Origin of the sequence: Evansella halocellulosilytica (assembly GCF_002335745.1) — a bacterium.
In the GTDB taxonomy this organism is placed as follows: Bacteria; Bacillota; Bacilli; order Bacillales; family Salisediminibacteriaceae; genus Bacillus_CA; species Bacillus_CA halocellulosilytica.
The window spans coordinates 940,227-965,741 of sequence record NZ_NIST01000001.1 but is presented as its reverse complement, the minus strand read 5'-3'; the positions used below and the strand labels follow the sequence as shown (position 1 = coordinate 965,741).

Genomic DNA, 25,515 nt, shown 5'->3' with positions numbered 1-25,515 from the left:
AAAAGTATCGTGGAAAGACAAAAGAGCCACTCGAAAATGAATGGCTCTTTTTCAGGTAAATGCCTATTTTGTAAAGCAACATCTTTTTTGTAAATGCTGATCTGAAATAAAGTTTGATCAAAAAACAACTTAGAACGCTTTTCGCTTGTAAATGATATTGGTAATCCCCCAAGAAAGAGCATAGACGAACATAATAATAATGGTCGCCCCCATATATAAAACTGGGATGGATAAGTTAACGATAAAAGCAGTTATCGCTGTTAAGTTTTCATTAATAAACGATACAACAGGCCCTGCCATCCAAGTTAATAGGATAAAACTAATGATTACAACGGTTGTAATATAGCCTTGTTTAAAAATATAAAATAATGGAAAGGTAAGTGCAGCAAATAGTAAAAATAAGCCACTGCCAATCGCTATGTCAGTAAATGAAAAAGGTTTATTGAAAGCAAATAACGCTACACTAGTCACGCCAATCGCTAAAACCATATAAACGATAGCACCAAGATAGCGTGATGCAATAATTTCCGTACGTGTATATGGTAAGGAATTTAATAAAATGTTTGTCTCTACTTTTTCATCATAACCATATGTGTTAAAGGGAATAAAAATACTAGCAACGAGAAAAGTCAAAGCTGGATGAGCGCCCATAATGATAAAAAATAAGATAAAAGGAATAAAGATTAATAGCTGTCTTTTCTGTATTATGACATCACGCCTAATCAAATTAAACATGCTGTTTGCCCCCTTTTAAGTAATACATAATATCTTCTAGAGAAGCGCGTTCAATGACAACTGTATTTCCAAAAGTATTTTTCACTGCTTCAATATTATCTGTTAATGCCTCAAAACCTGTTGCTGCGCGATGAATATGAACAAAATCCTTTTCCGTGTCTCGATCGAGAAGATCCATTCCTCCTTTAACGAGCGCATAGTTTTCAGCTACGTCGTGAATGGATTGATTAAACACTAATTCCCCTCTCTGTATGAAAGCGATATAATCTGCAATACGATCTAAATCTGTCGTAATATGCGTAGAGAAAAAAATCGAACGATTACCATCAACCATTAATTCCTGTAAAAGATCGAGAAGCTCCCGTCTAAAAATAGGGTCTAATCCTGCTGTTGGCTCATCCATAATGATCAGCTCTGCATGATGTGATAGTGCTATCGCCAATGACGCCTTCATTTGCATCCCTTTTGAGAAAGTTTTCATCGCTTTATTAAGCGGTAATTCGAATTGCTCAATATATTTATAAAATAGTTGATCATCCCAATGTTTGTAAGCGGGTGCAACGATGCGCTTGATATCTTTTAAGTTCAGCCCTTCAAAAAATACATTGCCATCGTACACAAACCCAATGCGCTCCTTGATCGCCTTCTCATGCGTTGCGTAATCCAAGCCGAAAAGCTTTACCTCCCCAGCGTCAGGTTTTAATAGATTCATCATCATTTTTATTGTTGTCGATTTACCCGCTCCATTTGCTCCAATGAACCCTGTGACAAAACCTTTCTTCACATGTAAATCAATATTATTAACGGAAAAATCTTTGAATTTTTTCGTTACATTTTTTAATTCAACTACATTTTCCATTCGTTTCACTCCTCATATAAAATCTTCAATAATTGCTGTAATTCATCAAGTGACAGTCCAATTTCTTTACTATTCGTAATGACTGCACTCAACTGCTCCTCGATGACCTTCTGCTTCTTCTCTCTCATGACCTCTAAATTTTGTTCTGCGACAAACGATCCTTTTCCGACAATAGAGTAGATAAATCCGGCTTTCTCCAGTTCCTCGTAGGCACGCTTCGTCGTAATAACACTAATTTGTAAATCCTTTGCGAGCTTGCGCATAGAAGGAATTGCTGTCCCCTCTTTTAATTCCCCTGCTAAAATAGACGATTTTATTTGATTCGTAATTTGTTCATAAATTGGCTCCTTTGAACTGTTGGAAATAATGATTTTCATGCCAATCCCTCTTCTATATTTTTTATTCAATGAAGATCCTGCACTGCTTGAATCCGAGTAGCAATTGCAAGGTCACCATACATTATTATGTAACATCAACCTCACATAATGTATATATACTGTATATACATTATATACACACTTTAATTGTCGTGCAACTATTTTATTTGAAGAAACATAATTATTTTCATATGGAGATTTGAAATAAGTTTGACTAAAAGCTTACAAAGTCATTAATAAGTATCCGCATGATTACGGGTTTGATAAACGCGATGACAAATTAGAAGACAACTGACCGGAGCTGTGAAGTCTCTGAAAAGGCTAGAAATTAAAAATTTTCGGAGCGACACTTTGACGGTAGATCTTATGAAATCTAGAAGTAATTGGGTAGATTCTAGGGTTGCAAGATATAATGTAAGTCCTACTTCAACTCATATTGCGTTCCCAAGCGGGTTGGATAGTTCAGGTGACTATTACTTAAGATTTCATGCTCCTAGTGAAGTTACAGGACACATACGATAAAATAAAAACATAGAGTAGTATAATACTATTTTTCAAACGCCAAAGTTTTTCTTTGGCGTTTGTCTTTATGTCGAACATTTACATTAAAGGAGAAAATTCATGACAAGCACTCTGCTAAAAATTATTGCACTGATAGCCATGTTTATTGACCATTATGGATTATTCATATCGGGGACACCAGAATGGATGGGGTGGGTAGGGAGGATTGCAGCACCAGTTTTTATTTATTGCGTAGTTATCGGTTTTAAAAACACGTCTAACAGGACAAAGTATTTGGTACGTTTAGGCGTAGCTGCAGTCGGAATGGGCTTTATAAATCTATTTATAAACTTACGTGTTCACTATACAGATTTGAGTGGCCCGTATCTTGAGCTGAACTTCTTCTCTACTTTATTTTTAATAACCCTTCTAATTATGTTGCTGGAAAATAAGAAAATAAAATTTCTTCTATTATTCTTTGCTTGGCAATTTATTTCTCTTTTCTTATTTAGTTCACTGCCGTTATCAAATCCATTAAACATTTTCACAGGCCAAATTTCTGGAAACGTTCTTGCAGTTGAGGGTGGCCCTCTCATGATTCTACTAGGTCTTTTCTTTTATTTTGCGAACGATAATAGATGGAAAGTTGCGACGGGTTATAGTTTTTATTGTCTCGCACTTTTTTACCTGGTTCGAAGATGGGGGTGGAGACCCGATGGAATACTGCCACTTTTGTTTGGTTTTTTTGACTATCAATGGATGATGATTTTCGCTTTACCTCTTTTTCTGTTATACAATGGTAAAAAGGGGATCGGTTTAAAGTATTTATTCTACATATTTTACCCTCTACACATCATAATACTTTGGTATATAGGGACACTTATATTACCTTGATAATTGTAAATGATGTATGTACACCTGCTGTTCTCGCGGGTGTATTTTTTTGTTTGATGATGCCCAAAAAACAGCGATAATATAATCAAAAAAACCGCAGTGATTTCACAACCGAAATCACTGCGGTTTAAATTACGAATAGCTTGATTACGCAACCTCGTTAGAATATTGATTTTTTTCCCAAACCCTAAGGTTTACGTATCTAAGATATAGCGATCAAGATCCAAAACCTTCTGCGGATCTTTCGCTGTCTCTTTTGTGACAGAGTTTGGATGTTCAACCTGGCGCATGATGTCGTAAATAACGACGCTTTCGTCTGTGCACTCGAGTGGACGTCATGATATGCCGGGTTGTTAAATAGGTACTCAATAAACTCGGGAACGATTCTTTGAAAATCGTCTTGTACTGCCCACCGAAGTTTGTGTATTCCGCTTGTCGCTGCCGTTCTTGTTCAGCCATCTGACGAGAACGTTCTTCGAGTTCTTTACGTCGTAGTTCTGCTTGTCTTTGTGCTTCGGCGTCCCGTTCCAGTTTGGCCTGGCGCTTTTTTCATCGGATTGTTTTCCATTTTGCGGATACCCTCCGTGTACATATACATGAAACAACCGTTTAAACTGTTCGGGAACAAAACTGGCAAAAAGCTATTAACTCATAGAACTAATTTTTTGTTTTGATAACTGCTCAACAAGTAGTTGAGATTTTAACCCTTCTAGCCCGTCAACAAGGGGCTTCGTATCATTTTGAATACAATAAATGAAATGATGTATAGCATCTTCAAAGCCACGTTGTTTTAAAGTTGTATCCCATGAAGAAGACAATGTCGTAGTGATTACATTTTCTTTTTCGATTTCGGTCGTATTCATGTTTTTCACACGGATCATTTCTCCATCTGTAACGAGTTCTATTTGCTCTATATTCGTCCCTGCTTTTCGATGCATAGCTGTAGTGAAAGATACATGTTGGGTGGATTCATAATGGTGGTGTACATATAAAAGTTGATTGTTATCGTTTGTTTGCATCATCCCATGCAGCACACTGAGATCTCCGTCAGCGAGCCAACGTGCTGTATCGACTAAATGAAGATAATCATCTAACATCGTAAACTTATGAGAATGGGGGCCGACACTGTCCGTTCTATGCTTTTCAATGCGTACCCATGCAATATTTTTAGCTTTTTCCTTTGCTTTCACATACATAGGAGCAAAACGACGATTAAATCCAACCATGAGCTTTCTTCCTAGTTTCTCACTTAATTCGACTAGCTTTTCTGCTTCCGAGACAGATGCTGCTAATGGTTTATCGACATAGACATCTACCCCATTGTTAAGTAGTTGTGAAACGACTTCATAATGTGATTCAGTAGAGCTATGTACAAAAACGGCATCACACTCTTGAGCCAATGCTGACACGCTATCATAATCTTGTATACGATACTGATTGCAGATTGCCTTTCTCTTTGCTCTACTAGGTGAAAAAGCTCCTATAAATGTCCAATCTGTTTCTTTTGAAAGAAGAGGTAAGTATGCTTTCTGAGCGATACCTCCTAATCCTACCATACCGATTCTAGATTTCACCAATCCCACCAACCTTTTACTGATCCCTTTTTTCTTCCCAAAGTCGTATACGTTCTTCATGACTCACTTCTTTGTGTACTTGATGAAGCATCCATACATAACCAAATGGATCCATGAATATGGCATTCGACAATCCGTAATCAGTAAGTTCAGTCACCGGTTGCACTTCCGTACAACCTAAATCCATCGCCTTGGCATAGGCTTCTTTAATATTTGGGACAGTAACATTCACCCAATTCGTTTTGGGGTCGTCATGTGTTGGTGCAATTAAATGGAATTTTGGGTTTTCATCCAACATATGAAAATGTACGCCGTAAAGAGTAAAAACAACTTCATTTTCACCCTGAGGAAAGTCTGAAACTTCCACACGCTCAATATCAAATATACGTTCGTATAATTCTAATGCTTTTAAGCTATCTTTCACAACCATATCAAACTCTACTCCGACCATAATGAACACTCCCTTTTTAAAGTGAATAATCTTCTTTCCTTTGTCGCTTTCTTCTAGTATACCAAAATCATTGAAATTCACACTGGAAAGATGGTCCTGTAATTTAGATAAACTGGTAAATGGTGTCTTATTAAATGATTCTTCCTGGAGCCCTTTAGTTCGAGCGAATGACGTATTACAAAATAACGTGTTTCAGCAAATTGCGAAAAACGATAACAAATCGGTTTCTCAAGTGATTTTACGTTGGCATTATTAACTAGGTGCTATTTCGATTCCTAAATCAGCGTCTCCCGATAGACTTGAAAACATTTTAATTTTTGATTTTTCTCTTACTCCAGCGGACAGGATATTTGATAGATTTTATCAAAATAGACCATTATTAACTAATGAGACCTTATTATTTCCAAAACTAAGTGGTAGATATTTATTACCCACTAGATTTAAAGGATCATATTAAATCTGTACGTAACATTCCATATACAATGCTATCTGTCCATTCCTCTTTATTCCAAAAATCCTGAATGAAATGAGCTTCTTTTCTCATACCTATACGCTCGCATAACTTTTGTGATGCTTTATTTCTTGCATCAAGGTTCGCTTGTATACGATGTACATCAAGTTCATCAAATAACTTTTGGACTAAATTACTCACGGCTTCTGTTGCATACCCCTTCCCTGAAGCTTCATTCGAAAAACTATAGCCAATTTCTACAGTATCTTTCATGTCTGTATACCATACAGATAAATCACCAATTACGTTAGAACGGTTTACTACCGCCAAACTTAACATTGTTTCTTTTGTGAGTGCACTATTTTTTAGTTTCTTATTAAATTCTTCCTGCATATTTTCATGTGTCCACTTATCATGCAAGAGATATTTACAAGTATCATCATTATTGTAAATGTTAAATACATCATGTAAGTCATTACTCTTAAACGGCCTAATTGTTAATCTTTCCGTATTAAATTCCAAATAAATCCCCCCTTTAGATTATCATATCAAAAAGGAGTAAAATATCACGACTTTACGTTAAATCTTAGGCTTTTGTTTTGAAGTATAAATTGATCAAAAATACCTAACAAACCGGTGTTTTTTATTGTAAATAAAAAGAATCCATTTCTAAAATCTTTAATAAGAATGGATTCTTTATCAGTACATTAAAGTATGATTTTCAAAAAAAAATTTGATCATTCTCTAACTATGTTGTTCAACATCGCGCTATTTCTGGTAATCTATTATTAGTTTTAATTGTCAAAAAGCCCTCTTCCCCTGAGGTTCGCAGAAACAGGCTCTTTTCCTATTTCACGTGCCCATACAGATAACTGACCGATATGGTGTATTTCGTGAACCATGACATGACGCATAATCTCCCCATGTTGGCTGGAAGTGACGCAACGCCTGTACCCTTCTTGTCTAAGACTAACAGGTTCCCCATTGAAATCAGATTCTGAGAGCACACGTGATTCCATTTCGTTTGTCCAAGATATTAAAAATGGCTCCACTTTACTGCGACATTGCTTTGAAAGTTCTTTCAATTTTTGTAAACTGGTATAATCCTCAAACGATGGCTCCACTGGCACCGATTCGCCTTGCAAGGCTAAAATCCACATGTATTCCACATCCACAATATGAAACATGGTATGTAGGATACTGCCGAACCCTCCAATCCGTTTCTTTAATAATTCTTCATCCGCTATATCATCGCACCATGTAAACCAATCATCACGAACCTGCCAGTTATATTGAAACAGTTTTAACATTTCAATAGCCTCCACTCGTAGATTAGTATTTTAATACTTCGTTAAAAGGCTTTAAAACCCTTCTAAAATACTTCGGAACATTGCTTCTGTTTACGTATCATCATTATTGTAAATGTTAAATACATCATGTAAGTCATTACTCTTAAACGGCCTGATTGTTAATCTTTCCGTATTAAATTCCAAATAAATCCCCCCACGTACTCATGATCGTTTATTTTCTCATCATACCGTAAATGGTGATGTCGTCAAATTGTGTTTCACTATATAGACAAAATCCAAACCGCTTATAATAGCTAATATTCTTTTTATTTTCAGTATCTAATGCAATCCCAAAAGAACGATGATCTTCACGAACTTGTTTCATGATATGCTGCATTAACTGACCGCCAACACCATATCCTTGTTTGGATGGCGTTACGCCAATCATAATGAGATAATACAAGGGCAGCTTCGGAACATTGCTTCTGGATACCTTCATATAACGATTCAGCTTGATGATTGTCTTCAACGATAGATTTTTTAGAAGTTGAATGACCCTACCGACTAGCTTAAGTCCATCAAAAATCTTTTGAGTTCCTTTCATATAAGGCATCTCGATGATGTACGCGCCTATGAGCTTATCTTGATCATAGATGCCCCATATTTCTTCTGACAAGTAAAAGCTTTTATCAAAAAGAAAGGAAATAAACGCGCAAGCACGCTCCTCGAATTTTTGATCTACCTCACCATCTTTAAATAAAGCAATGAATAATGGATCTTTTTCAAATGATTTTACCATGAGATGAACAAAACTTCGTTTATCCGACCTATTTAACCTTCTAATATGGTCATCTCTGCTCATCAATAACGCCTCCTACTTCCGTATAGTTCTATAATGGTTGACACTAAAGCTGAACAATACTTTGACCATAAAAAGCATGCTGACAATCAGCATAAAAGTTTCCATTTCAAGCATTGGCATCCATGCTACCCCTAGCGACAATAACAAACCAGACACAAAAACTTGATTTCTACCTTCGATGGATTGAATGATAAATGCACAAATAATCGTATACAACCAAACCATCAAAACTGAAATAATAGGTATATGAAGCAGCACTGCAACGAGCAATATGTGAACATGAATAGATATGAAGACGATACGTTTCGTTTTTCTATTTGCGTAGTATTCATTTGTAGATTGTGTGAAATTGGCGATACACCCTGAAAATATATCAAACACTAAAATAAACGCTAGCACACTACGCCATAGTGCAAGGTCGATATACATGTTTGGATACAAATAAAACAATACTGAAGATAACATCGCTCCGAAGAGTAAGATCACGATGATGTGCAGAACACTTTGTCTTTCTCCAAAAACCTCATGAAAAAAAGCCGGAATTTCTATGTCTCTCATTTATTACCCTCCCACAATGGAATTATGTAGTATTTATACATAATAAGTATAAAACTATATAACAATATATACAATAGTTTTATAGCATGTGAATTGAAATACTCTAAAACTTGAGATAAACTGAATATGAGGTGGTATCGTATGGATGGATTTGAAAAAAGAAAGGAAAAAAAAATGAAGCAGATCTTTTCTGCTTCACTTGATTTGGTTAGCCAATATGGATTTGACAAGATCAGTGTCAATGAGATCGCCGCTAAAGCCCGTGTGTCTCCCGCTACGATCTATAACTACTTTGGAACGAAGGAACAACTTTACCATTCCATGCTTCATGATTGGGTAGATTCAAAAATACATGAATATGATGTCATCCTTCAATCGGGTAAATCTTTCAATGACAAGATAAAAGACATCATGACACTGGAGGCTCATAACCTCAGACTGTTGGCTAATATGAGTCAGAGTCACGATCCTGAACCTGTTCATTTTTTTCTTCGTGGTGTGGAAGAGAAGTTAGAATCCTTTTTTCATAGACTGGTTTACATAGGAAAAACAGAAGGGTATATTGCAAAAGGTTTTTCGGATAAAGTCTTATTAAAACACTTCAAACTATTTTTTTATGAAATCAGTGAACACATAAGCGTTCATGGCAAACGTGAGAATGATGAAGAAATGGATCAACTACTTCAATTATTTTTCTACGGATTAACATCGAATGAGAATGATTGATCGAATTAAAAACGGCCTTTCCGCCGTTTCATATATTTGGTGCTCTCTCCAAGCACTACTATATTCAGTTCACTCGTTGATTAAATCGACGTTGTGTCAATCAATGGAGATTAGCGCGTTCGAACCGCTATTCTCCACACTACCAGCTTCTCTGTAATAAACAGGTATGCAGTGCAATATACCACATTTATCCCAGACTGCCGAGTGCCTAATATAGCCCAAATATGGAACAAAAACGGGGAATTAGGTAAGATACTGTAGAGAAACTAGTGAAGGAAGCGCCGATTTTGACCCATTCTCAGACAGTTACCGGACTAGAACAAATGTTATGGCTGATTTTACAAATCAAAATGTTCGGTTTGACCCATTTGTGCGAGGTGATTCTGGTGTTCATGTTCAACCAACACTACGTTATGACAGTAGTGGGGACTATGTTGAAACTCGAACGCAGACAGACTATGAAGCAGATATTTTAAGACCAGAGATTGATGGAAGTAACGCATATTGGAATTTCAGGCATGTTATCGGTATTCCATATGGAATTGCTCCATCCATTGGATATAACTATAGAGCGATCTTTAACAGTAATGGTTCAGGTTCAATAAATGGGTATCACGATAAAGCACCTGCCCATGAAGTTATGATATATATACCGGAGAGCGCTATGAATTTCATTGTCCATACAAGGGACAATGAAGGATTTTCAAATTTATTACCCGCGCCTGGAACTACACATCATTGGTCTGCATCATTTTAATTAAAAATGTACCATAGGTATTCATACTATGGTGTATACATTATTTAGTTTATGAAAATAGGTTTTAAGGTGATAATATGTCACATTTCAAATCTTCAATTCGAACGATTATTTTTGCCCTTAGTTTAAATATTATTATAATGATACTGTTTGCAATCAGGGATATTTTATCTTTATCTGCTTTAGAAATGATTGCAGTTGCTGCTATAATACATTCTATGTTCATTATTCCAATAGCGTATTTTGGTTGCTTAATTGGAGAAGGTTTATATAAGTTGTTAGGAGCACTCAAGGATAATACTCTTGTTGGTTTGTTAACTTTTGGATTACTTGGTTTTTCACTCTCACTAATTTTATACCCGTTCTTTAATGAAGATGATAATTTAATTTACTTCCTCTTTAGTTTTATGTTTGTTTGTTCTACATTCAAAAGAGTAAATATTAAATCGGGTAAAACAGACGGTCATATAAACAAATGGCCGTCCTTTTTTCTGGTTCTATGTCCTTTATACGTGAATTTGCCGAAATAAGAAAAAGGATAGGAGCTGAGAAACCTCTTTACGTCATGCGAGGAGGTTCCTATGTTGAGGATTTTCAGTTGAACGTAAATACAACGGCAGAATCACGCCTATGGCTTTGTTTCCTTATCTTCATTCACATTTCCGGCATAATTTGAGACCTGCAATCTATAAAGAATCTACAATGTAATCAGCTAATTTATCTTTATTGTTGGGAGGATGAGGTGAATTAACATAAGATGCCACAAATAAATCAATAAACTGTAAACAAATTTGTTTGTGGAAATCTAAGAATCGGAATTGATCTAGAGTAATATCATCCCCATAATAAAGTCTGGAGCTATTCCTTATCTTCTCTATTCTTCTGTAGTTTCTGTGCAAAGAATGATTTCACTTCTTCTGCTGTCAAACCTATATCCATCACTTTTTTAATCAATTCCTCGCATTCTTTGTCCCAAATTTGATCCCTCTTTTCAGATACTGCCACCCCTGGACACCTCCTCTCAAATCCCTCTTATACGTCCGGTGTCATAGTTGAGTCTGGCTCCCCCATGGATTCCTGTCCCTGTCTTTCGAAAGGTTTGCCACTTTGACGATTTCCATCTTTTCCTCGAGACAAACCTTCTTTCCCTTGGTCACAGAGCACTCAATCCTTTCCTGCCATCTTTAGCGCTTTATGACCATTATAAAGCTCGAACCAACCCATGAGAACGTTTCTGGTTGAGGTCCCATATTTTCTTGTAACTTCACTTTGTGAAATTCCGCCGGAAAGATAGTCACGAACGGCAGCCTGTTTCAGTTCCGTTGAGTAAGATTTATGATTTTTTATCGGTTCAAGACCAGCAACACCGGACTCTTCATACAAGAGCCTCCATTTTTTGATAGTACTTACATTCAAGTTTTCAATTATAACAAGGTTAGCTAAAGTGTCGCTTGGTTTAATGGGAATTTATGCACTTTCCTTTGTAATATTTATCGTGCTAGCAAATTAACTAGGAATAGAGTCATTCATATCGCGTTACAATGAGTTGCATGGAGTTTTTCTTTTAAGACTTTTTTTATGAATTTTGGTTGCTGAGCAAGCCTAAATTGTGTATATATATTGGTCAAATAAATGAATTATTCAGTTAACGGAAGGGTGGGTTAACTCCTGCTTCAGATGGTTAAATATTCAAGATGTATCCAAACAGACAGATTTTATCTGGTTTGGAACAAAATTAATACAAAGTTGTACCGTTTTACCCCTTTGGATCCAATCTGTTTACCTTTGGGGGGTTTTTTGTGTCCAGAAGAAACTTTACGGCATTAGAAAAGCTTAGGATTATCGCTGAACCTTCTTTAATTCCACTCTTAAGTATATTTACAAATAAAATACCAACTGCTAAGAAAAAAGATAGCACAGCGATTATCAACAACTTGTTCCAACAAAATAACCTCCCTTAATGATATCAATTTCAAAACAATAATAACATTCGTTAAGCTAATTAGAACCAATACCTAACTCATACGAAACCAATAGAAATTCCTTTCACTTAGCTCTTTATGCCAAGCATCAATTATACATAATTGTATGTTAATTATTATTTCGAATGACACAGTGGAACAAGTCACGCATGCAAATATCTCAAAATTCTCCCATTCCCAATCAAAGTTAATAAAACTACTTTGACAGCTAGAGTAATGTGTTATACAATTACTCTATCAAATAGAACAAATTGCTGGAGTAGTATGTTGAAGGGGGTGGAGGATTATTAGAAGCGATATACTTCGCGGGCATTTGGACTCAATTATATTACGATTGATTTTTGAGAAGGACCAATATGGCTATGAGATATCCAAAGAGATCAGCAAACGAACACAAAATCGGTTTCAGGTAAAAGAAGCCACACTATATGCCGCATTCCAAAGATTAGAACGCAAAGAATTAATAGAATCGTATTCAGGAGATATAACACACGGTAGTAAGAGGAAGTACTACAGAATCACCATGTTAGGCAAGGCTTTCCTACAAGAAACTTACAAAGAATGGCAAGAAACCAAAGAAATCATTGACATGTTCATGGAGGGATTAGATTGAAAAATATCAAGCATCATGTAGATGAATTATTTAAGGATGTGCCTAAAAGTGAGAGAAGAGAGATCATCAAAGAGGAAATTAAGGGAAATCTAGAAGAAAAAATAACTGACTTAATGGAGCAAGGCAAGGAGGAAGAGGATGCCATTAATAAAGCCATTATTGAGTTTGGAGATATTGAGGACATAAAAAGTGAGCTAGGCGTAAACAATCCCCAAAAAAAGAACCAATCCAAATTAAATTTAGGTTTCTCGATATGGGGATCTTTTCTTTTTATCGCGCTCGTTGTCTTTATGAATTTCTATTACACACCTGATGTGATTTGGTTTGTATATCCAACTTTTGTCGTATTATGGTGGCCGCTATCGATGCTTTACTATTGGTTACGAACCAAATAAGGAGGGATTATTCATGAACAAGTATCAGCTTGGTTTTGCCGCAATGGGTAGCCTGATGAGTATACTGTTTTTAATTACCGTAAACTTACTTACTAGCCCTCAATATTTATGGTTTATTTATCCAACCTTTATACTTTTAGTTTGGTTATTTAGCTTGATTTTTATAAAAACGAAATATTATTTGCTGAATGCCATATTTTGCAGTTTCATGTTTATGGTTTTTATAATCACGCTCAATTATATGCACTCACCCAATCATCCCTGGTTTCTGTACGTTACGCTTCCAGCGATATTATGGCCCATTGCAGTCGCTTATGGGAAAAAAACCAAGACATTAACTTTTGCAGTAGTTACTAGTGGCAGCATCATTCTCTATTACGCAGTCTTAAATATATTGCTTGCACCCGAATACCCATGGGCTATATACCCTGCTTTTGTCGTATTGTGGTGGCCGCTCGTCTTATATTTTACTAGAAAAAAAGATTATTTTGGACTTTCAGCTCTTTGCAGTATCATAACGATTATCTTTTTTATCACAGTAAATGTGGTATCCACACCGAACACGATTTGGGCAATATACCCTATATTTCTCATTTTGTGGTGGCCATTAAGCATGTACTTCTTTTACCTAAAAAAACAAAGCATTCAAATCCTTAAATAAATTTCTTGAAGGATCACTTCAAGAATCGAGGGGGAAAATATGAGTAATTCTGTAGTAAGTAAGTTAAAAAAAGAAATCGCTCCCTATGAAAAACCAGATATTAAAAAAAGCGTAGGCCAAATTATGAATTCGATCATCCCTTTCTTTTTACTGTGGTTTCTCGCTTATCAGAGTCTCACGATATCATATTTGCTAACATTTGCTTTATCCCTGTTGGCAGCAGGATTTACGGTACGTATTTTTATTCTTTTTCATGATTGTTGTCACGAATCATACTTCAAGCGTCGTTGGATTAATGAGCTATTTGGTACCATAACAGGAATTTTAACGTTCCACCCCTATTATAAATGGAAACATAGTCACTCAATTCATCATGCCACCAGTGGGAACTTAGATAAAAGAGGAACAGGTGATATATGGATGCTTACCGTGGATGAGTACTTGGCAGCCTCTTTCTGGAAGCGACTAAGCTACCGGATATACCGCAATCCTTTTGTCATGTTTGTCATCGGTCCCTTCTATATTATGTTGTTTCAAAATAGAATGAATAGAAAAGCAGCCAAGCGCAAAGAACGTCTGAATACTTATATTACAAATATAGCCCTCTTTGCTATAGTGGGAGGACTTCTGTGGCTTATCGGTTGGCAAGCATTTCTTATGGTGCATCTCCCGATATTTTATATTTCAGCTACTGTGGGAATATGGTTATTCTATGTACAGCATCAGTTTGAAGATAGTTTCTTTGAAAACGATACAGATTGGAGCTTTGTGCAAGCAGCTATTGATGGCAGTTCCTACTATAAATTGCCCAAAGTACTTCAATGGCTAACAGGTAATATAGGGTTTCATCACATTCACCATTTAAAGCCTCGTATTCCTAACTATAACTTGGAAAAGGTTCATAATAATACGCCTATATTACACAATGTGACCACCATTACCATCCTATCCAGTTTGAAATCGATTCGCTTCCGACTCTGGGACGTGGAAAGCAAGAAGTTCATAAGCTTTCAGGATGCTAAACGTCTCCGAAAAACATAAAGATTGATCAAAATCACACTATAAACACATACCTATAGAGAAATAAAAAGAGTCCACTTTGAAAAAAGATGATATGCTCCCTATTAGGTAGACAGATAAAAAATAAAAACCTGTTTATCTTAGGGGAGTATTTTTATAAAGGGAAAGGTTCGTTTTGTTCGGAAGTAAAATTGTAATGTTCGGACGCAATAATCACCTCAATCGTTTTAAGGAATTCTTCCAGCGTGACATTTTCTGGCAAGCGAATAGATTTTTCCATGGAGTTCAGCCTTTGGCAAAGCTCTTCTTGAAGCTTGATATGTTGCTCCTATGCTTCGTATATTTGCTGCCGGCGATTATAGTTTTGAACCTTACACATTGTGAGGTTCAAGTACTTTTTGTTCAAAGTGGTTTTCTCACCAGCACCCAAAACTTTGGGCCATTACGGTGGATTTGACCTTCTTCCCATACTTGAAAACCAAGTTTTTCGTAAAAAGATATATTAACTGCTTTGAATGTTTCCGCATAGCATGAGGTTTTACTTTTATCGGCCATTTTCAACACTGGCTTAATCAACGCTCCACCTATCCCTTTTCCTTGCATGGATGGATGTACGGCAAGTGCGGTTAGGTACCAATGAGTGGAGGGAAACGATTCTTTGCGAATTTGCTCTAATTCCTGATTGAGTTGCATAGACCGTCTGAAACTCTGCCAACCAAATTTAAAGGGCATCATCAGTAAGCCCTCTTGAATGGCACCCACAAATCCAATGTTATTTCCAGGTTTGATCCAGACAGCTCCACCAGTTGCCTGATCTGTGCTATAAACTTCCCCATACTTCATACCCAAACGCAAAGTAAACATATTAAACCACTGCAAATTTGTTAACCTTTTCTCATCATCATGTATTATATATCTGAAATTTGGTTCATGATAAAAAGCTTCACTCATTGCTTGGGCTAACTTTTGTATCTGTCTATTTTCCCTCTTTAGGAGAACAACCGAAGATTGAAGATCCATGTATTTCCCTCCCTCTATGCTAAACAAATGATCAGACTATTCTATTGAACGCGGCCTTCGAACTAAACCTATACCTAAAACGAGAAGCCCCGCAACTAAGCTAAAAGCACCCACATACGCCAAATAAATGAATGCATTTGGTTCGTTTGCATCCGGTGGTAATACTGATAAAAAGAAGGCTGCGGGAATAAATATGGCAGACAACGGAATGGCGGAACGGACAAATCGTTTCATGCCTGCTGATAACCTTGCCCTATCCACATATAGATACGCAAGCAAGGAAAGAATCAAGAGTATCCCTGCATGTGCATGTCCCGCCCTCCACAAATCGCGGCGGAACGGGCTTTCATGATAACTGGAACCTGGGTCGATCAACAGGGATAACAAGCTTGTGCCTCCATATATCACTGTCGGTAAAATAATGATTAACCAACCCGCATGCCTTCGTGTTTCCTCACTCATATAAACGCCACCTTTCGTGAATGATTTAGTAAAAACAAATAGGAGTACTTACATAGACCACCCATCAATCGATCCGTTCATGAATGTTTTATGCCACCATTATGATTTACGCAGTGTATTGCGCATTAATTCATGAAACTCTTGGCTTGCATCGGACATGCTTGAAGGGTCGATCATGGCCCGGACACGCAAACCGTACGAGAATGTCATGAACATCATTGCCGTTTGATTCGCATCCAAAGTATCTGCAATAACTCCCGCTCGTTGTCCGGCTTCAATCCATGAGACAGATAGTTGGATTGAATGTTCGTATATATGGGACAATATGTCCGCAATGGCAGGTTCTTCTTTTCGACCCAGCAAGTAAATAAATATGTTGTTCGTAACGTCTGCTTCATCGGTTACGTATTTCATTCCATTGGAAATCGCATGTAACGGGCCCTCCAATCCAGTTTCATTCTCTTTCTCCTTGAGAAATTCGTCATTGATTTTTTCCATTTTTATTTGTAGAATCAGCCCGAACAATTCATCCTTACTTCGAACGTAATGATAAATCGCCCCTTTAGAAAGCCCGGAACGCTGGATAATGTCTTGTAACGTTGTTTTTTTACACCCCTTTTCGTGAATGAGTTGTTCGGTGATCGACAATAAGTTGCAAAGATTCGAAGTAAAGCGGATATGTTTCAGCAAAATCATCATCTCCTGTATTTAAATAAACCTGATGTCGGTTTTTATTATACATACCGACCGTCGGTATGTCAATGAGTTATTAAAAATTTACTTACCATTAAAGCGTGAACTATGTTTCTGCTACTCTTCTTAATCTCTCTTCAAACGATAGGATTGACCTTAAGTTTCCGAGACAACAAGAAAAGCGCAAGGCGCTCGCCTATCGGCGACACTCTTTACCTGCGACGAGTAACCGCAGGAGCAACGAGCGACTCTTCGTCGAATTCTCTACGAGCTGCTTCGACGCATTCTCTTCTTCGATTAATCTTGTAGAGGAAGAAGCACATAGTCTGCGACGAGTAACCGCAGGAGCATATCTTTTCGTGCGCCGAGTAACCGCAGGAGCATATCATTCCGAGCGCCGACTACCCGCAGGAGCACTGTTTTTCTGCGACGAGTAATCGCAGGAGCAACGGGCGACTCTTCACCGAATTCTCTAGGACCTGCGCCGACGCAGTCTCTTCTTCGCTTAATCTTGCAGAGGAAGGAGCACATAGTCTGCGACGCGTAACCGCAGGAGCGCTGTTTTTCTGCGACGAGTAATCGCAGGAGCAACGGGCGACTCTTCACCGAATTCTCTAGGACCTGCGCCGACGCAGTCTCTTCTTCGCTTAATCTTGCAGAGGAAGGAGCACATAGTCTGCGACGAGTAACCGCAGGAGCACTGTTTTTCTGCGACGAGTAACCGCAGGAGCACTGTTTTTCTGCGACGAGTAACCGCAGGAGCAAGCGCTGCCTCTTCCTCTTCTAGCATTGCTCTGTGGTTATATCCGTCGAGACAACTCGCTAGATCTGACCTTCGGCTAAAACCCCCGGGTCCTGAGGGAACGCCGAAGTCACCACATCCGTATGGAAGCTCGTGATGTAGCGCTCTGCGCTGAAGCTAGACAGCAATCGAGAGATTGATATTTTATACTTTCTTAACCTTCAAGATAAGCCCTGACTGGACAGTTCGCCGCCCTGGACAAAGGGTTTTCAGTCAGGTTTGCAAAATTTAATATCTAGACTTCAGTAAACTACACATCTAGTGGATATTTTTTTTGTATAGAATTTCCCTAGGATTTATAACAATTAATAGAATTGCAACAACAAAATAAGAAAGCATAACATATACCAAAATGTCTAATAAATCACCTTTAAACAACACCAGAGAAAAATTAAATAGTTGGTGAGTAATAATTGGTATCAATAGGTTCTTATTTAAGTTGTAGAACAACGTCACAATAATCGAAAAAGATATTATTCCAATCATAAAAAGCACAATATACTTGATTAAATTTACTCCGGTATAGCCCGAGGCAAACCATAGTGGAGTATGCCAAAATCCCCATAATACACCTACTATTAGGGCTGATTTCAAAGGAGAGTACTTCTTTTGAAGTTCGTTTAAAGCATATCCTCTCCAACCTAATTCTTCGCCTAAAGGTCCCCTCACTAAACTATCTAAGAATGCCAAAAGCAATAGTCCAAGACCTGTATATGATAATGCTAAGCTTTGAGTATCGTTTGTATTTGATAGAAGAAATATAGTCACAACGATGATTATAACTTGAATAATTAAAACGGTGCTAAGAACTGAAAACCTAATTTTTGGAGCAAATTGCTCTTTTACAAAATCCTTTAACCTTAATCCTGGGTAGATCTTTTTAAATAAAATAACAAATGCAAAGGTTGATGACCATGCAGAGATGATTTGCAAAATGTTTGTTATGCTCATAGGTGCACCTAAAACCATACTTATACCGATTGCCATAAAGAGAAGGAAAAAAATCACATAAGTTAAACCAACAAAACTGATCAATGGACTTTTTAATGCTTTTTTCATTTTTATAATAAACCATCCTTTAGAATAAATTGTTAACAATGGTAAAATTATATTATTATTTGAACCCAAATTCTTCAGACTAGGGGCTGAAACTCTATTTTTTCTCAAAGATTTCATTAACACTTTTTTTAACAATCCTGCCCTAATATGCAAGGCGAGCGCTGACTTTTATTCCATTCTCGTTAAATGGCCAGTATCGGAGGAAACGCTTAGATTTGCTGTTAACAATAAATTAAAAGACAGGTACATACATACACCAATGGAGATCTTGGAAGTAGAATGAATACGGAAATGATTCGTTTGACTTTGTTCGTCATTTATCGAATGAACATATGTCGTGCTGGTCCCATAAGTTTTGAAAAACCTTGCTTTGACGATAATATGGTGAGAAAGGCAACTTGAAAGGGATTGGACACTTACTGAATCCAGTAATGGCTAGAGTTTGGAGGGACCCCCAATTTTTGAAAAAAAGAAAAAGGGACGTAATCCGGTTGGATCCGTCCTGAGTTTTTATTGATATTTGATTAAAAAAGGGATTGAAAAGCGATTGAATACATATTGAGCTATCCCACTGACCTTCCCGCTCCTTTACTGTTAGGATACCAACTTAGTTCCATCAGGGAAGAACAAAGTTACGTTGGGAAGAAATAAGTTACAGTGAGATAATGGGATTGAACACCTCTTGAATCCATTATTGGTAAAGGATTGGGGGGATATTGGAAGAAAGGAAAAAGACTGAATCCCTATTTGGACTCAGCCCCAAATTTTTTGTTGATTTTTAGTTGAACAAACGTTTGATATATATTGAAAAGCCATTGAGTTTCATAAATATTGAGCCCGCTTTTTCCCGTCTTCTTACTGTTCGGAAACCAATTATAAAGCAGGAGGGAAGATCTTTTTAGCATGGGGAAGCGGATTTTAGCGGGGAGATACTTCGGTATTTTCCGACCGGTTTTTCACAAGAGATAAACTAAGAAGATGCATTAGTCTTTCAAAATATTACACAGAAACAACTTAAAATTTACCAAAAATATATGACTACATTTTTAGCCAGAAATGTTTCGCACCAAAATAAACACCTGTTTATAATTTAAGAAAAAATCTATGGTGCTAATATCTCTCATAGTATTTTTATAATGTCCAAAATATCTACTTTTATATTACCATATCAATAAAAGTAAGAAATTGTTGGCAGTCAGCAGAATTAATTATATACTTACTATATATTTTAACTAATAAATAATATAGGCTGTGATAATATGTCGGAAAACAATCAAATGGACAAAATTAAATTTATTATGAGTGAACTGCTTGAAATACAACTAAAGTCTAAGAAGTTTGTAAATTTACTTACTGAAGGAGAATCACTCTCCCAAAATCAGCTTATTCTTCTTCTCCAGCTAGAAATTAATGGTGGAATGAAAGCAACTGAAATTGCTGATTTTTTTAATGTTACTCCCGGAGCTGTTACATCAATGTGTGATAAACTAGAAAAATTAAATTTAGTACAACGGATAAGAGAGAGTGAAGATCGTCGAGTAGTAAAAATGGTTTTAACTAATATCGGTGAGGATAAGGTTCATGAAATATTTTTGAAGTTTCCACAAGAAACAATAAATAATATAGCAGAGGTTTTAACGGATATCAATAAGATAATGAATAAAATTTTCTAAGGATTTCACGATGGTGAAATCCTTATTTTACTATACAAGAAGAATATCTTGCTTCAATTGCTTTCTTACACTTTTTAATAGTAATAAATCGTACCAAATTTAATATTACAACATGATTTTTTTATTCTTGCCAAAATCACAGTTATCATGTTTTAATTAATATATATTTTAATAACTAAAATATGTATTAATTAAAACATGGTGGTGTTAAAGAATGAAAAACGAACAAAATCAGAAGTTGCGTAGCATAACCCTTACAAGTGGCACTATTAAAGATTTGTCAACAACATATGATTTATTAAGAATTCGTGGCTCTGTTGCTTTCCATCAGGATATACGCACTAAAAAAATTTCAACCCATGGATATAGCTCTTTTCATTATGATGTCGTAGCAGATGTTTTAAAAAGCTCAGGGTCTTGTGTTTTAAAAAAATATTTCGATATTAAAGAAATTGTAAATGCAGGTAATCTAAAAATAAAAAAAGGACAAACAATAAAGATTAATGGTTCAGGTAGACTAACAGTAGAAGATATTTTCCAATCGGAAAAAGTTGATTTAACTGGCATTGTTCAAGCAAAGGAAATACATACAAACCAATTTCAGTTAAAATTATCAGGTGAAAGTTTTATTGAACGGCTTATCGCTGATGAGGCCTATATAGAGAAGGAAAGGATAACTATTTCTTTATTAAGAAAAAAACTAATCTGCAAATATATAAAAGGTAGAAGACTGCAAATTTCCTATACAGACGCAGAAATTGTTGAAGGGGATACAGTGGTAATAGGGGAAAATTGCAATATCCAAACACTTTATTATAAGGAACATTATACAATATCTCCAAATGCGAAAGTTCAGCATATCGTAAGGAGTGAAAAATAATGAACATTAAAAAGGTTATTTTCCCCTTTTTTTATTTACTAACAATCCCTGTCCTTTCCATACTGTACGTAGGATTAATTGTTAGTACGATCATTTCCATGCTTGCAGGGATACTTCGAACATTCGGTTTTGAGCAAATAAGAATGGGCATTTGGCCTGGAATTGATCTCCCAGTTCCTTTAAGTATTCCTTTTGCAATCATTGTTTCATTTATTCTAATAATTATTTTACTTTATGTGAAACGGTTAATTAATTTGTGTGTTTCGAGCCTTAGATCTTATATCTGATTGTTTTTTAAATCATTTGTCCCTATTGAAAATAAACGTTCCTTCAAACACCCTCGTCTCAATCCTCCAATGCCCCAAACCCTCCTCGCCCCTTTCTCCCCCAAGGCTTTACCCCCTCTTCTATGCCAAAAAGCAAGGGAACTTAGTTCTTCCTCAAAATAACCCGTTTTTCCGCTCTTTTTTCTCATGGCAGTGGTCAATTAGTCAATTTATTGATGCAGCATGACCTCATCGATGAATATAGACTCATGATTCATCCAGTTGTTGTGGGTGGTGGGAAACGTCTATTTAAAGAAAATTTAGATACGAAAAATTTGAGTCTTGTAGAGACACAAACGTTTAAATCCAGCATAGTAGTTATGATTTATAAGTCTGTTTAGTAGATTTATTCAGGTTATTATTGGCACTAAAAAAAGCATCCTCATAGCTTTTTTCGCTAAAACTGAGACGCCGGAAGATCATCCGACGAAAAGATTGTTGCAAATCCTGTACACATAACTTGAAAACTAATTGATTTTAGACAAACCACAAAAATACAACCGTATGAAATCAAGGTTTGGTGGTTAACCCCAAAAGTTAAAGTTTTTATTATGCAACAGTTGGCTGCTGACTTTTCCACACTGACTAAGGCAATGGAAGAGGGTTCCTTGTAACCCTCTTTCCACACTATTTTCCGAATACCCAATATATTTAGCCGATGTGTGCTCCATAAAACAATGGAATTCCCAGCCATCATTAAAGATACAGCTATTCCTACCTCAAGTGCACTATTACGGAAAATACTCGATATCATAAACGCAAAGGTGGCCATCATAACTAGATTAACCAGCTTATATCCATACACCGTAGTAATTTCACCGATAACCGATACATACTCCCAACCTCTGCCCTGTACCGCTACAATATGTGGATGTAACCCTTCAATACCAAAGAATAGGGCACCAATAATCCATGAAAAGGAAACTTCGAACAGAAGCGTATTTAGATAGTAAAATTTTTGATCTTGAGATTTTCTCTCCCATTCCACCAAATATTCTTGTTCTTCAGTTTGTTATTTATACTAATACTTTCAAAGTTAACACCACCAATAGCTAGCATATCGCCAAAATAAATAGTCTGGTCATTTAGATACTCGATTGATTAGTAATACGTAAAAAGGTGGATGAAATTTATCTCATACCGAAATCGCTCATCGGCTAAATTGTAATGAATAGAATAATTTTCTTGCTCAGACTTTCGAAATCCAGATTAATGTGTTCTCTCACTTACTCTACCAATTTTTTAAAATATGTTTTACGTATAATAAAAAAGCTCAGAGTAAACAACATCAAAATAATTCCTACACCAACGGTAGTCATCTGAAAAAATGCTGGTGAAAGTGCATCACGAATACTGAATAACACGATAAATAATAAAATCGTAGCAATTGTAAAAGGGACAAAAATCAATATTGATAATTCTCTTGTCACAATAACACTAATTTCTTTCATAGATAGCCCGATTTTGCGAATGCCGAAATATTTTTCTTTTTCTCCCGCTAAAGAGGTTTGCAAGTAAAAATAAAGAATACTCATGGCTGCACTTAAAAAAAGCAGACTAAGCATAAAACCAATAAAGAACAAGATCCTCTTTACAAATAACTCGACAGCATATAATGAAATTTTCGATGCGACGTAACGCTCACCTGGTTCTGTCATGATTTGTGATTCTATTTTTTCTGCTACATCCCGTTTCTCTGTCCAGTCCTCCAATTCATAAGCAAACACATGATATTCTGGATAATTGATTGCTTCATAAATCGCATCTGGTATAACATAATATACTGCCCGAAAGCCTGTTATAAGAATCATTCGTTCTTCTAATCCTACGTACTGAAGAGGGTCATCCACATAATCCTGAATGGCATCCGTATTTGGAATTATTCCCTCATTTCCTGCCACAACATAATATTCATTATCGTTAAGTGTTATCGCTTGGTGTGTACCAAGTGCATTGAAATTAGTATTCGACATGAAGCCAATCCTGCGGTCTTCGTCTGTTTTGAACGCAGATTGATACGCATCGAAATCTCCCACTGTTTGCTCAAGAGTTGTCTCCATAAATTCAATATCTTGCTGTTCTTTTTCTATAGGATTATCTGGAAGTGAAATATATTGAAAGCTATACGGATATACAGCTTCTGTATTTTCTTCGACATTATAATACGAACTGTACAATACACTCGTAGTAACAAATACTGCAAGCAGTAAAATACTGAGCAAATAAATGACATGAGCATGTGAATTGCCTTTGGCCTGTAAATTCGATACAAATAACATATTGGTTTTTCTGTAATACGAAGAGCTTTTTTGCAATCTCCGAATAGTAAACCAGGTTCCTTGGGTTAATACAAAATAAATCGTCATTAACAGACTGATAAACAAACTAATATAATAAACAATTCCTAAGCTTTCAATGATACCTGGGCTTACTTTGAAAGGTAGTAATAAAACTGCACTCACTAAGATGGATAAAAGGAACTTCCATGGAGTTGGAAGTATTAATTTTTCCTGTGTTACATCTGCTTTCAACAGTTGTATAGCTTCTTCTTTCTTAATAAATCGTGTCGTTATTTTGGAAACAATTAAAAATAAAACACTAAATAAAATGAATGTCATTGCAATAGCCTGTACTGGTACATACATTCCAAAGCTATCTGCCTCTAAGACATTTTTAACGACCATTAAAAACAGAGGAGAAACGACTAATCCAACAACAATGGCTGTAATAATTGCAGCTAAAGCAATCAGCATATTTTCTCGGAATACCATTTTCTGCACTTGCTTCGTCGATGCTCCAGAAATTATAAAGACTCCAAGGCTTTTGGTTTTCTTCTTTAAAAAAGCCAGCATCGAATAAATAATAAAAATAAAAGAAAAAATATAGACAATAATACTACATAGAATCATGGCTATTCCAAGTGAGCTATTCGGATCGATTGCATCCATCATTGGATGAAATGCAGTAATCAAAAAAAAGAAAAAGACTAAAATAGAAAAGACGCTGCTTAGAAAATAGGAAATATAGGTCCATTTATCCCGTAATATATTTTGAATGACAATATGATTAAAGCTCATGATATCCACCGCCCAGAAATGTCAGTGTATCTACAATTTCTTGATAGAACTGCTGCTTGTGGTCACCCCTCTGTATTTCATTGTAGAGCATCCCGTCTTGCATAAAAATCACTCGCTCAGCAAAACTGGCAACATACGGATCATGTGTGACCATTAATAAAGAGGTTTGAAACGTTTCGTGAATGGATTGAAATAGTGTCATCACACTATTTGCTGCTTTAGAGTCCAGATTCCCAGTCGGCTCATCTGCTAATAATAGACTAGGCTGATGAATAACTGCTCGTGCAATGGCTACACGTTGCTTCTGTCCCCCTGAAATTTCAAAGGTTCTCTTCTTCATTATTTCTTCAATTCCTAAAAACTCAACGACTTCCGCTAAACGGGATGTCATTTCCTTTGCATTCACTGCATCGAGTGTCAATGATAATAAAATGTTTTCTTCTACGGTTAATGTGTGAACCAAGTTAAAATCTTGAAAAACAAAACCCAATTCACTACGTCGAAACTTTGCAAGATCTTCATCATTCAGTTCATATGGGTTTTTTTGGTTAATTGTAATAGAACCATTTGTCGGACGGTCTATGGTTGATATACAATTTAAAAATGTCGTTTTCCCACTTCCAGACGGGCCCATTACAGAGACAAATTCATTACGTTTCAGTTGAAAATCAATTCCTTTTAATGCTTTATAGTTCACCTCTCCTACATACTCCTTATGGAGTTGTTGAACATTTAAAATTATACCTGACATATATACCACTCCTGTCTTTTTCATTGTTAACTTTACTATACCGAAGTAGTCCATTCCTTAACATTTA

General features: G+C 36.3%; 32 protein-coding genes and 1 pseudogene. 14 read left to right on the top strand and 19 right to left on the bottom strand.

Annotated elements, in window-relative coordinates:
• Positions 1 to 129 precede the first annotated feature (129 nt).
• From CD001_RS04545 to CD001_RS04535, 3 genes are read right to left on the bottom strand one after another with little or no spacing between them, the layout of a single operon-like run.
• Complete coding sequence (locus tag CD001_RS04545; RefSeq protein ID WP_096186385.1) at positions 130 to 735, bottom strand: ABC-2 transporter permease; 606 nt, start codon at positions 733 to 735, stop codon at positions 130 to 132.
• Entirely contained in the window at positions 728 to 1,594 is an 867-nt protein-coding gene (locus tag CD001_RS04540; protein WP_096186384.1) for an ABC transporter ATP-binding protein, read from the bottom strand. The genes CD001_RS04545 and CD001_RS04540 overlap by 8 nt, the downstream gene beginning before the upstream one ends.
• A gap of 5 nt (positions 1,595 to 1,599) precedes the next feature.
• Complete coding sequence (locus tag CD001_RS04535) at positions 1,600 to 1,971, bottom strand: GntR family transcriptional regulator (protein ID WP_096186383.1); 372 nt, start codon at positions 1,969 to 1,971, stop codon at positions 1,600 to 1,602.
• A gap of 621 nt (positions 1,972 to 2,592) precedes the next feature.
• On the opposite strand from CD001_RS04535, the gene CD001_RS04530 reads away from it, so the two are divergent.
• Positions 2,593 to 3,366, top strand: coding sequence for a TraX family protein (locus CD001_RS04530; RefSeq protein ID WP_096186382.1), 774 nt, complete (start codon positions 2,593 to 2,595; stop codon positions 3,364 to 3,366).
• 644 nt (positions 3,367 to 4,010) lie between these two features.
• On the opposite strand, the gene CD001_RS04525 is transcribed toward CD001_RS04530, so the two are convergent.
• Together CD001_RS04525 and CD001_RS04520 are read right to left on the bottom strand one after the other, a co-directional pair.
• On the bottom strand, positions 4,011 to 4,943 hold the full coding sequence (locus CD001_RS04525; RefSeq protein ID WP_096186381.1) for a Gfo/Idh/MocA family protein: 933 nt from the start codon (positions 4,941 to 4,943) through the stop codon (positions 4,011 to 4,013).
• A gap of 13 nt (positions 4,944 to 4,956) precedes the next feature.
• Positions 4,957 to 5,391, bottom strand: a complete 435-nt coding sequence (locus CD001_RS04520; protein WP_096186380.1) for a VOC family protein — start codon at positions 5,389 to 5,391, stop codon at positions 4,957 to 4,959.
• Positions 5,392 to 5,533: 142 nt separating this feature from the next.
• On the opposite strand from CD001_RS04520, the pseudogene CD001_RS26790 reads away from it, so the two are divergent.
• Positions 5,534 to 5,722: pseudogene (locus CD001_RS26790) on the top strand (aldo/keto reductase); the annotation flags it as partial.
• Between the two features lie 117 nt (positions 5,723 to 5,839).
• On the opposite strand, the gene CD001_RS04510 reads toward CD001_RS26790, so the two are convergent.
• From CD001_RS04510 to CD001_RS04495, 4 genes are all read right to left on the bottom strand, one after another.
• Positions 5,840 to 6,364, bottom strand: coding sequence for a GNAT family N-acetyltransferase (locus CD001_RS04510; RefSeq protein WP_096186379.1), 525 nt, complete (start codon positions 6,362 to 6,364; stop codon positions 5,840 to 5,842).
• A gap of 272 nt (positions 6,365 to 6,636) precedes the next feature.
• Positions 6,637 to 7,152 (bottom strand): DinB family protein, encoded by a 516-nt coding sequence (locus tag CD001_RS04505; protein WP_096186378.1) that lies wholly within the window; start codon positions 7,150 to 7,152, stop codon positions 6,637 to 6,639.
• A gap of 211 nt (positions 7,153 to 7,363) precedes the next feature.
• Entirely contained in the window at positions 7,364 to 7,993 is a 630-nt protein-coding gene (locus tag CD001_RS04500; protein ID WP_096186377.1) for a GNAT family N-acetyltransferase, read from the bottom strand.
• 12 nt (positions 7,994 to 8,005) lie between these two features.
• Positions 8,006 to 8,551 (bottom strand): hypothetical protein, encoded by a 546-nt coding sequence (locus CD001_RS04495; RefSeq protein WP_096186376.1) that lies wholly within the window; start codon positions 8,549 to 8,551, stop codon positions 8,006 to 8,008.
• 141 nt (positions 8,552 to 8,692) lie between these two features.
• Here CD001_RS04495 and CD001_RS04490 point away from each other — a divergent pair, with 141 nt between their 5' ends.
• From CD001_RS04490 to CD001_RS26670, 3 genes are all read left to right on the top strand, one after another.
• A complete protein-coding gene (locus CD001_RS04490; RefSeq protein WP_179298599.1) occupies positions 8,693 to 9,277 on the top strand; it encodes a TetR/AcrR family transcriptional regulator in 585 nt (194 codons plus the stop codon).
• 328 nt (positions 9,278 to 9,605) lie between these two features.
• A complete protein-coding gene (locus tag CD001_RS04485) occupies positions 9,606 to 10,034 on the top strand; it encodes a hypothetical protein (RefSeq protein WP_096186374.1) in 429 nt (142 codons plus the stop codon).
• A gap of 77 nt (positions 10,035 to 10,111) precedes the next feature.
• Complete coding sequence (locus CD001_RS26670; RefSeq protein WP_096186373.1) at positions 10,112 to 10,564, top strand: hypothetical protein; 453 nt, start codon at positions 10,112 to 10,114, stop codon at positions 10,562 to 10,564.
• A 328-nt stretch (positions 10,565 to 10,892) separates the two neighbouring features.
• Here CD001_RS26670 and CD001_RS26260 read toward each other — a convergent pair whose 3' ends face one another.
• Entirely contained in the window at positions 10,893 to 11,039 is a 147-nt protein-coding gene (locus tag CD001_RS26260; protein ID WP_179298598.1) for a hypothetical protein, read from the bottom strand.
• A 159-nt stretch (positions 11,040 to 11,198) separates the two neighbouring features.
• Positions 11,199 to 11,417, bottom strand: coding sequence for a transposase (locus CD001_RS04475; protein WP_096186372.1), 219 nt, complete (start codon positions 11,415 to 11,417; stop codon positions 11,199 to 11,201).
• A 416-nt stretch (positions 11,418 to 11,833) separates the two neighbouring features.
• Between CD001_RS04475 and CD001_RS26255 the strand changes: the two genes are divergently transcribed.
• The 5 genes from CD001_RS26255 to CD001_RS04455 all read left to right on the top strand — a co-directional run bounded on the left by CD001_RS26255 (position 11,834) and on the right by CD001_RS04455 (position 14,726).
• Positions 11,834 to 11,995: a hypothetical protein gene (locus CD001_RS26255; RefSeq protein ID WP_179298597.1), complete on the top strand. Its 162-nt coding sequence runs from the start codon at positions 11,834 to 11,836 to the stop codon at positions 11,993 to 11,995.
• Between the two features lie 304 nt (positions 11,996 to 12,299).
• On the top strand, positions 12,300 to 12,629 hold the full coding sequence (locus CD001_RS04470) for a PadR family transcriptional regulator (protein WP_096186371.1): 330 nt from the start codon (positions 12,300 to 12,302) through the stop codon (positions 12,627 to 12,629).
• Complete coding sequence (locus tag CD001_RS04465) at positions 12,626 to 13,024, top strand: permease prefix domain 1-containing protein (RefSeq protein ID WP_096186370.1); 399 nt, start codon at positions 12,626 to 12,628, stop codon at positions 13,022 to 13,024. Before CD001_RS04470 ends, CD001_RS04465 begins: the two co-directional genes overlap by 4 nt.
• A 13-nt stretch (positions 13,025 to 13,037) precedes the next feature.
• Positions 13,038 to 13,685: a 2TM domain-containing protein gene (locus CD001_RS04460; RefSeq protein WP_096186369.1), complete on the top strand. Its 648-nt coding sequence runs from the start codon at positions 13,038 to 13,040 to the stop codon at positions 13,683 to 13,685.
• Positions 13,686 to 13,724: 39 nt separating this feature from the next.
• Positions 13,725 to 14,726, top strand: a complete 1,002-nt coding sequence (locus CD001_RS04455; protein WP_096186368.1) for a fatty acid desaturase — start codon at positions 13,725 to 13,727, stop codon at positions 14,724 to 14,726.
• A gap of 381 nt (positions 14,727 to 15,107) precedes the next feature.
• Here the strand turns inward: CD001_RS04455 and CD001_RS04450 are convergent, their stop codons facing one another.
• From CD001_RS04450 to CD001_RS04430, 5 genes are all read right to left on the bottom strand, one after another.
• Complete coding sequence (locus tag CD001_RS04450; protein WP_096186367.1) at positions 15,108 to 15,725, bottom strand: GNAT family N-acetyltransferase; 618 nt, start codon at positions 15,723 to 15,725, stop codon at positions 15,108 to 15,110.
• Positions 15,726 to 15,761: 36 nt separating this feature from the next.
• Positions 15,762 to 16,187, bottom strand: a complete 426-nt coding sequence (locus CD001_RS04445) for a hypothetical protein (RefSeq protein WP_096186366.1) — start codon at positions 16,185 to 16,187, stop codon at positions 15,762 to 15,764.
• 99 nt (positions 16,188 to 16,286) lie between these two features.
• Positions 16,287 to 16,877: a TetR/AcrR family transcriptional regulator gene (locus CD001_RS04440; RefSeq protein WP_257009701.1), complete on the bottom strand. Its 591-nt coding sequence runs from the start codon at positions 16,875 to 16,877 to the stop codon at positions 16,287 to 16,289.
• Between the two features lie 300 nt (positions 16,878 to 17,177).
• The gene (locus CD001_RS04435; protein WP_096186364.1) at positions 17,178 to 17,645 is read right to left on the bottom strand and encodes a hypothetical protein; all 468 of its coding nucleotides are present in this window, start codon (positions 17,643 to 17,645) and stop codon (positions 17,178 to 17,180) included.
• A gap of 295 nt (positions 17,646 to 17,940) precedes the next feature.
• Positions 17,941 to 18,741, bottom strand: a complete 801-nt coding sequence (locus CD001_RS04430; protein ID WP_407081136.1) for a CPBP family intramembrane glutamic endopeptidase — start codon at positions 18,739 to 18,741, stop codon at positions 17,941 to 17,943.
• Positions 18,742 to 20,000: 1,259 nt separating this feature from the next.
• On the opposite strand from CD001_RS04430, the gene CD001_RS04425 reads away from it, so the two are divergent.
• The 4 genes from CD001_RS04425 to CD001_RS04410 all read left to right on the top strand — a co-directional run bounded on the left by CD001_RS04425 (position 20,001) and on the right by CD001_RS04410 (position 21,961).
• Positions 20,001 to 20,414, top strand: a complete 414-nt coding sequence (locus CD001_RS04425) for a MarR family winged helix-turn-helix transcriptional regulator (RefSeq protein ID WP_096186363.1) — start codon at positions 20,001 to 20,003, stop codon at positions 20,412 to 20,414.
• A 214-nt stretch (positions 20,415 to 20,628) separates the two neighbouring features.
• Complete coding sequence (locus tag CD001_RS04420) at positions 20,629 to 21,294, top strand: hypothetical protein (protein WP_096186362.1); 666 nt, start codon at positions 20,629 to 20,631, stop codon at positions 21,292 to 21,294.
• Positions 21,294 to 21,581, top strand: a complete 288-nt coding sequence (locus CD001_RS04415; RefSeq protein WP_096186361.1) for a hypothetical protein — start codon at positions 21,294 to 21,296, stop codon at positions 21,579 to 21,581. The genes CD001_RS04420 and CD001_RS04415 overlap by 1 nt, the downstream gene beginning before the upstream one ends.
• Positions 21,582 to 21,739: 158 nt before the next feature.
• Positions 21,740 to 21,961: a dihydrofolate reductase family protein gene (locus CD001_RS04410; protein ID WP_257009962.1), complete on the top strand. Its 222-nt coding sequence runs from the start codon at positions 21,740 to 21,742 to the stop codon at positions 21,959 to 21,961.
• A 56-nt stretch (positions 21,962 to 22,017) separates the two neighbouring features.
• Here the strand turns inward: CD001_RS04410 and CD001_RS04405 are convergent, their stop codons facing one another.
• From CD001_RS04405 to CD001_RS04395, 3 genes are all read right to left on the bottom strand, one after another.
• The gene (locus tag CD001_RS04405) at positions 22,018 to 22,611 is read right to left on the bottom strand and encodes a hypothetical protein (protein ID WP_096186359.1); all 594 of its coding nucleotides are present in this window, start codon (positions 22,609 to 22,611) and stop codon (positions 22,018 to 22,020) included.
• 235 nt (positions 22,612 to 22,846) lie between these two features.
• Entirely contained in the window at positions 22,847 to 24,697 is a 1,851-nt protein-coding gene (locus tag CD001_RS04400; RefSeq protein ID WP_096186358.1) for an FtsX-like permease family protein, read from the bottom strand.
• Entirely contained in the window at positions 24,687 to 25,448 is a 762-nt protein-coding gene (locus CD001_RS04395) for an ABC transporter ATP-binding protein (RefSeq protein WP_096186357.1), read from the bottom strand. The genes CD001_RS04400 and CD001_RS04395 overlap by 11 nt, the downstream gene beginning before the upstream one ends.
• Positions 25,449 to 25,515: the final 67 nt, after the last annotated feature.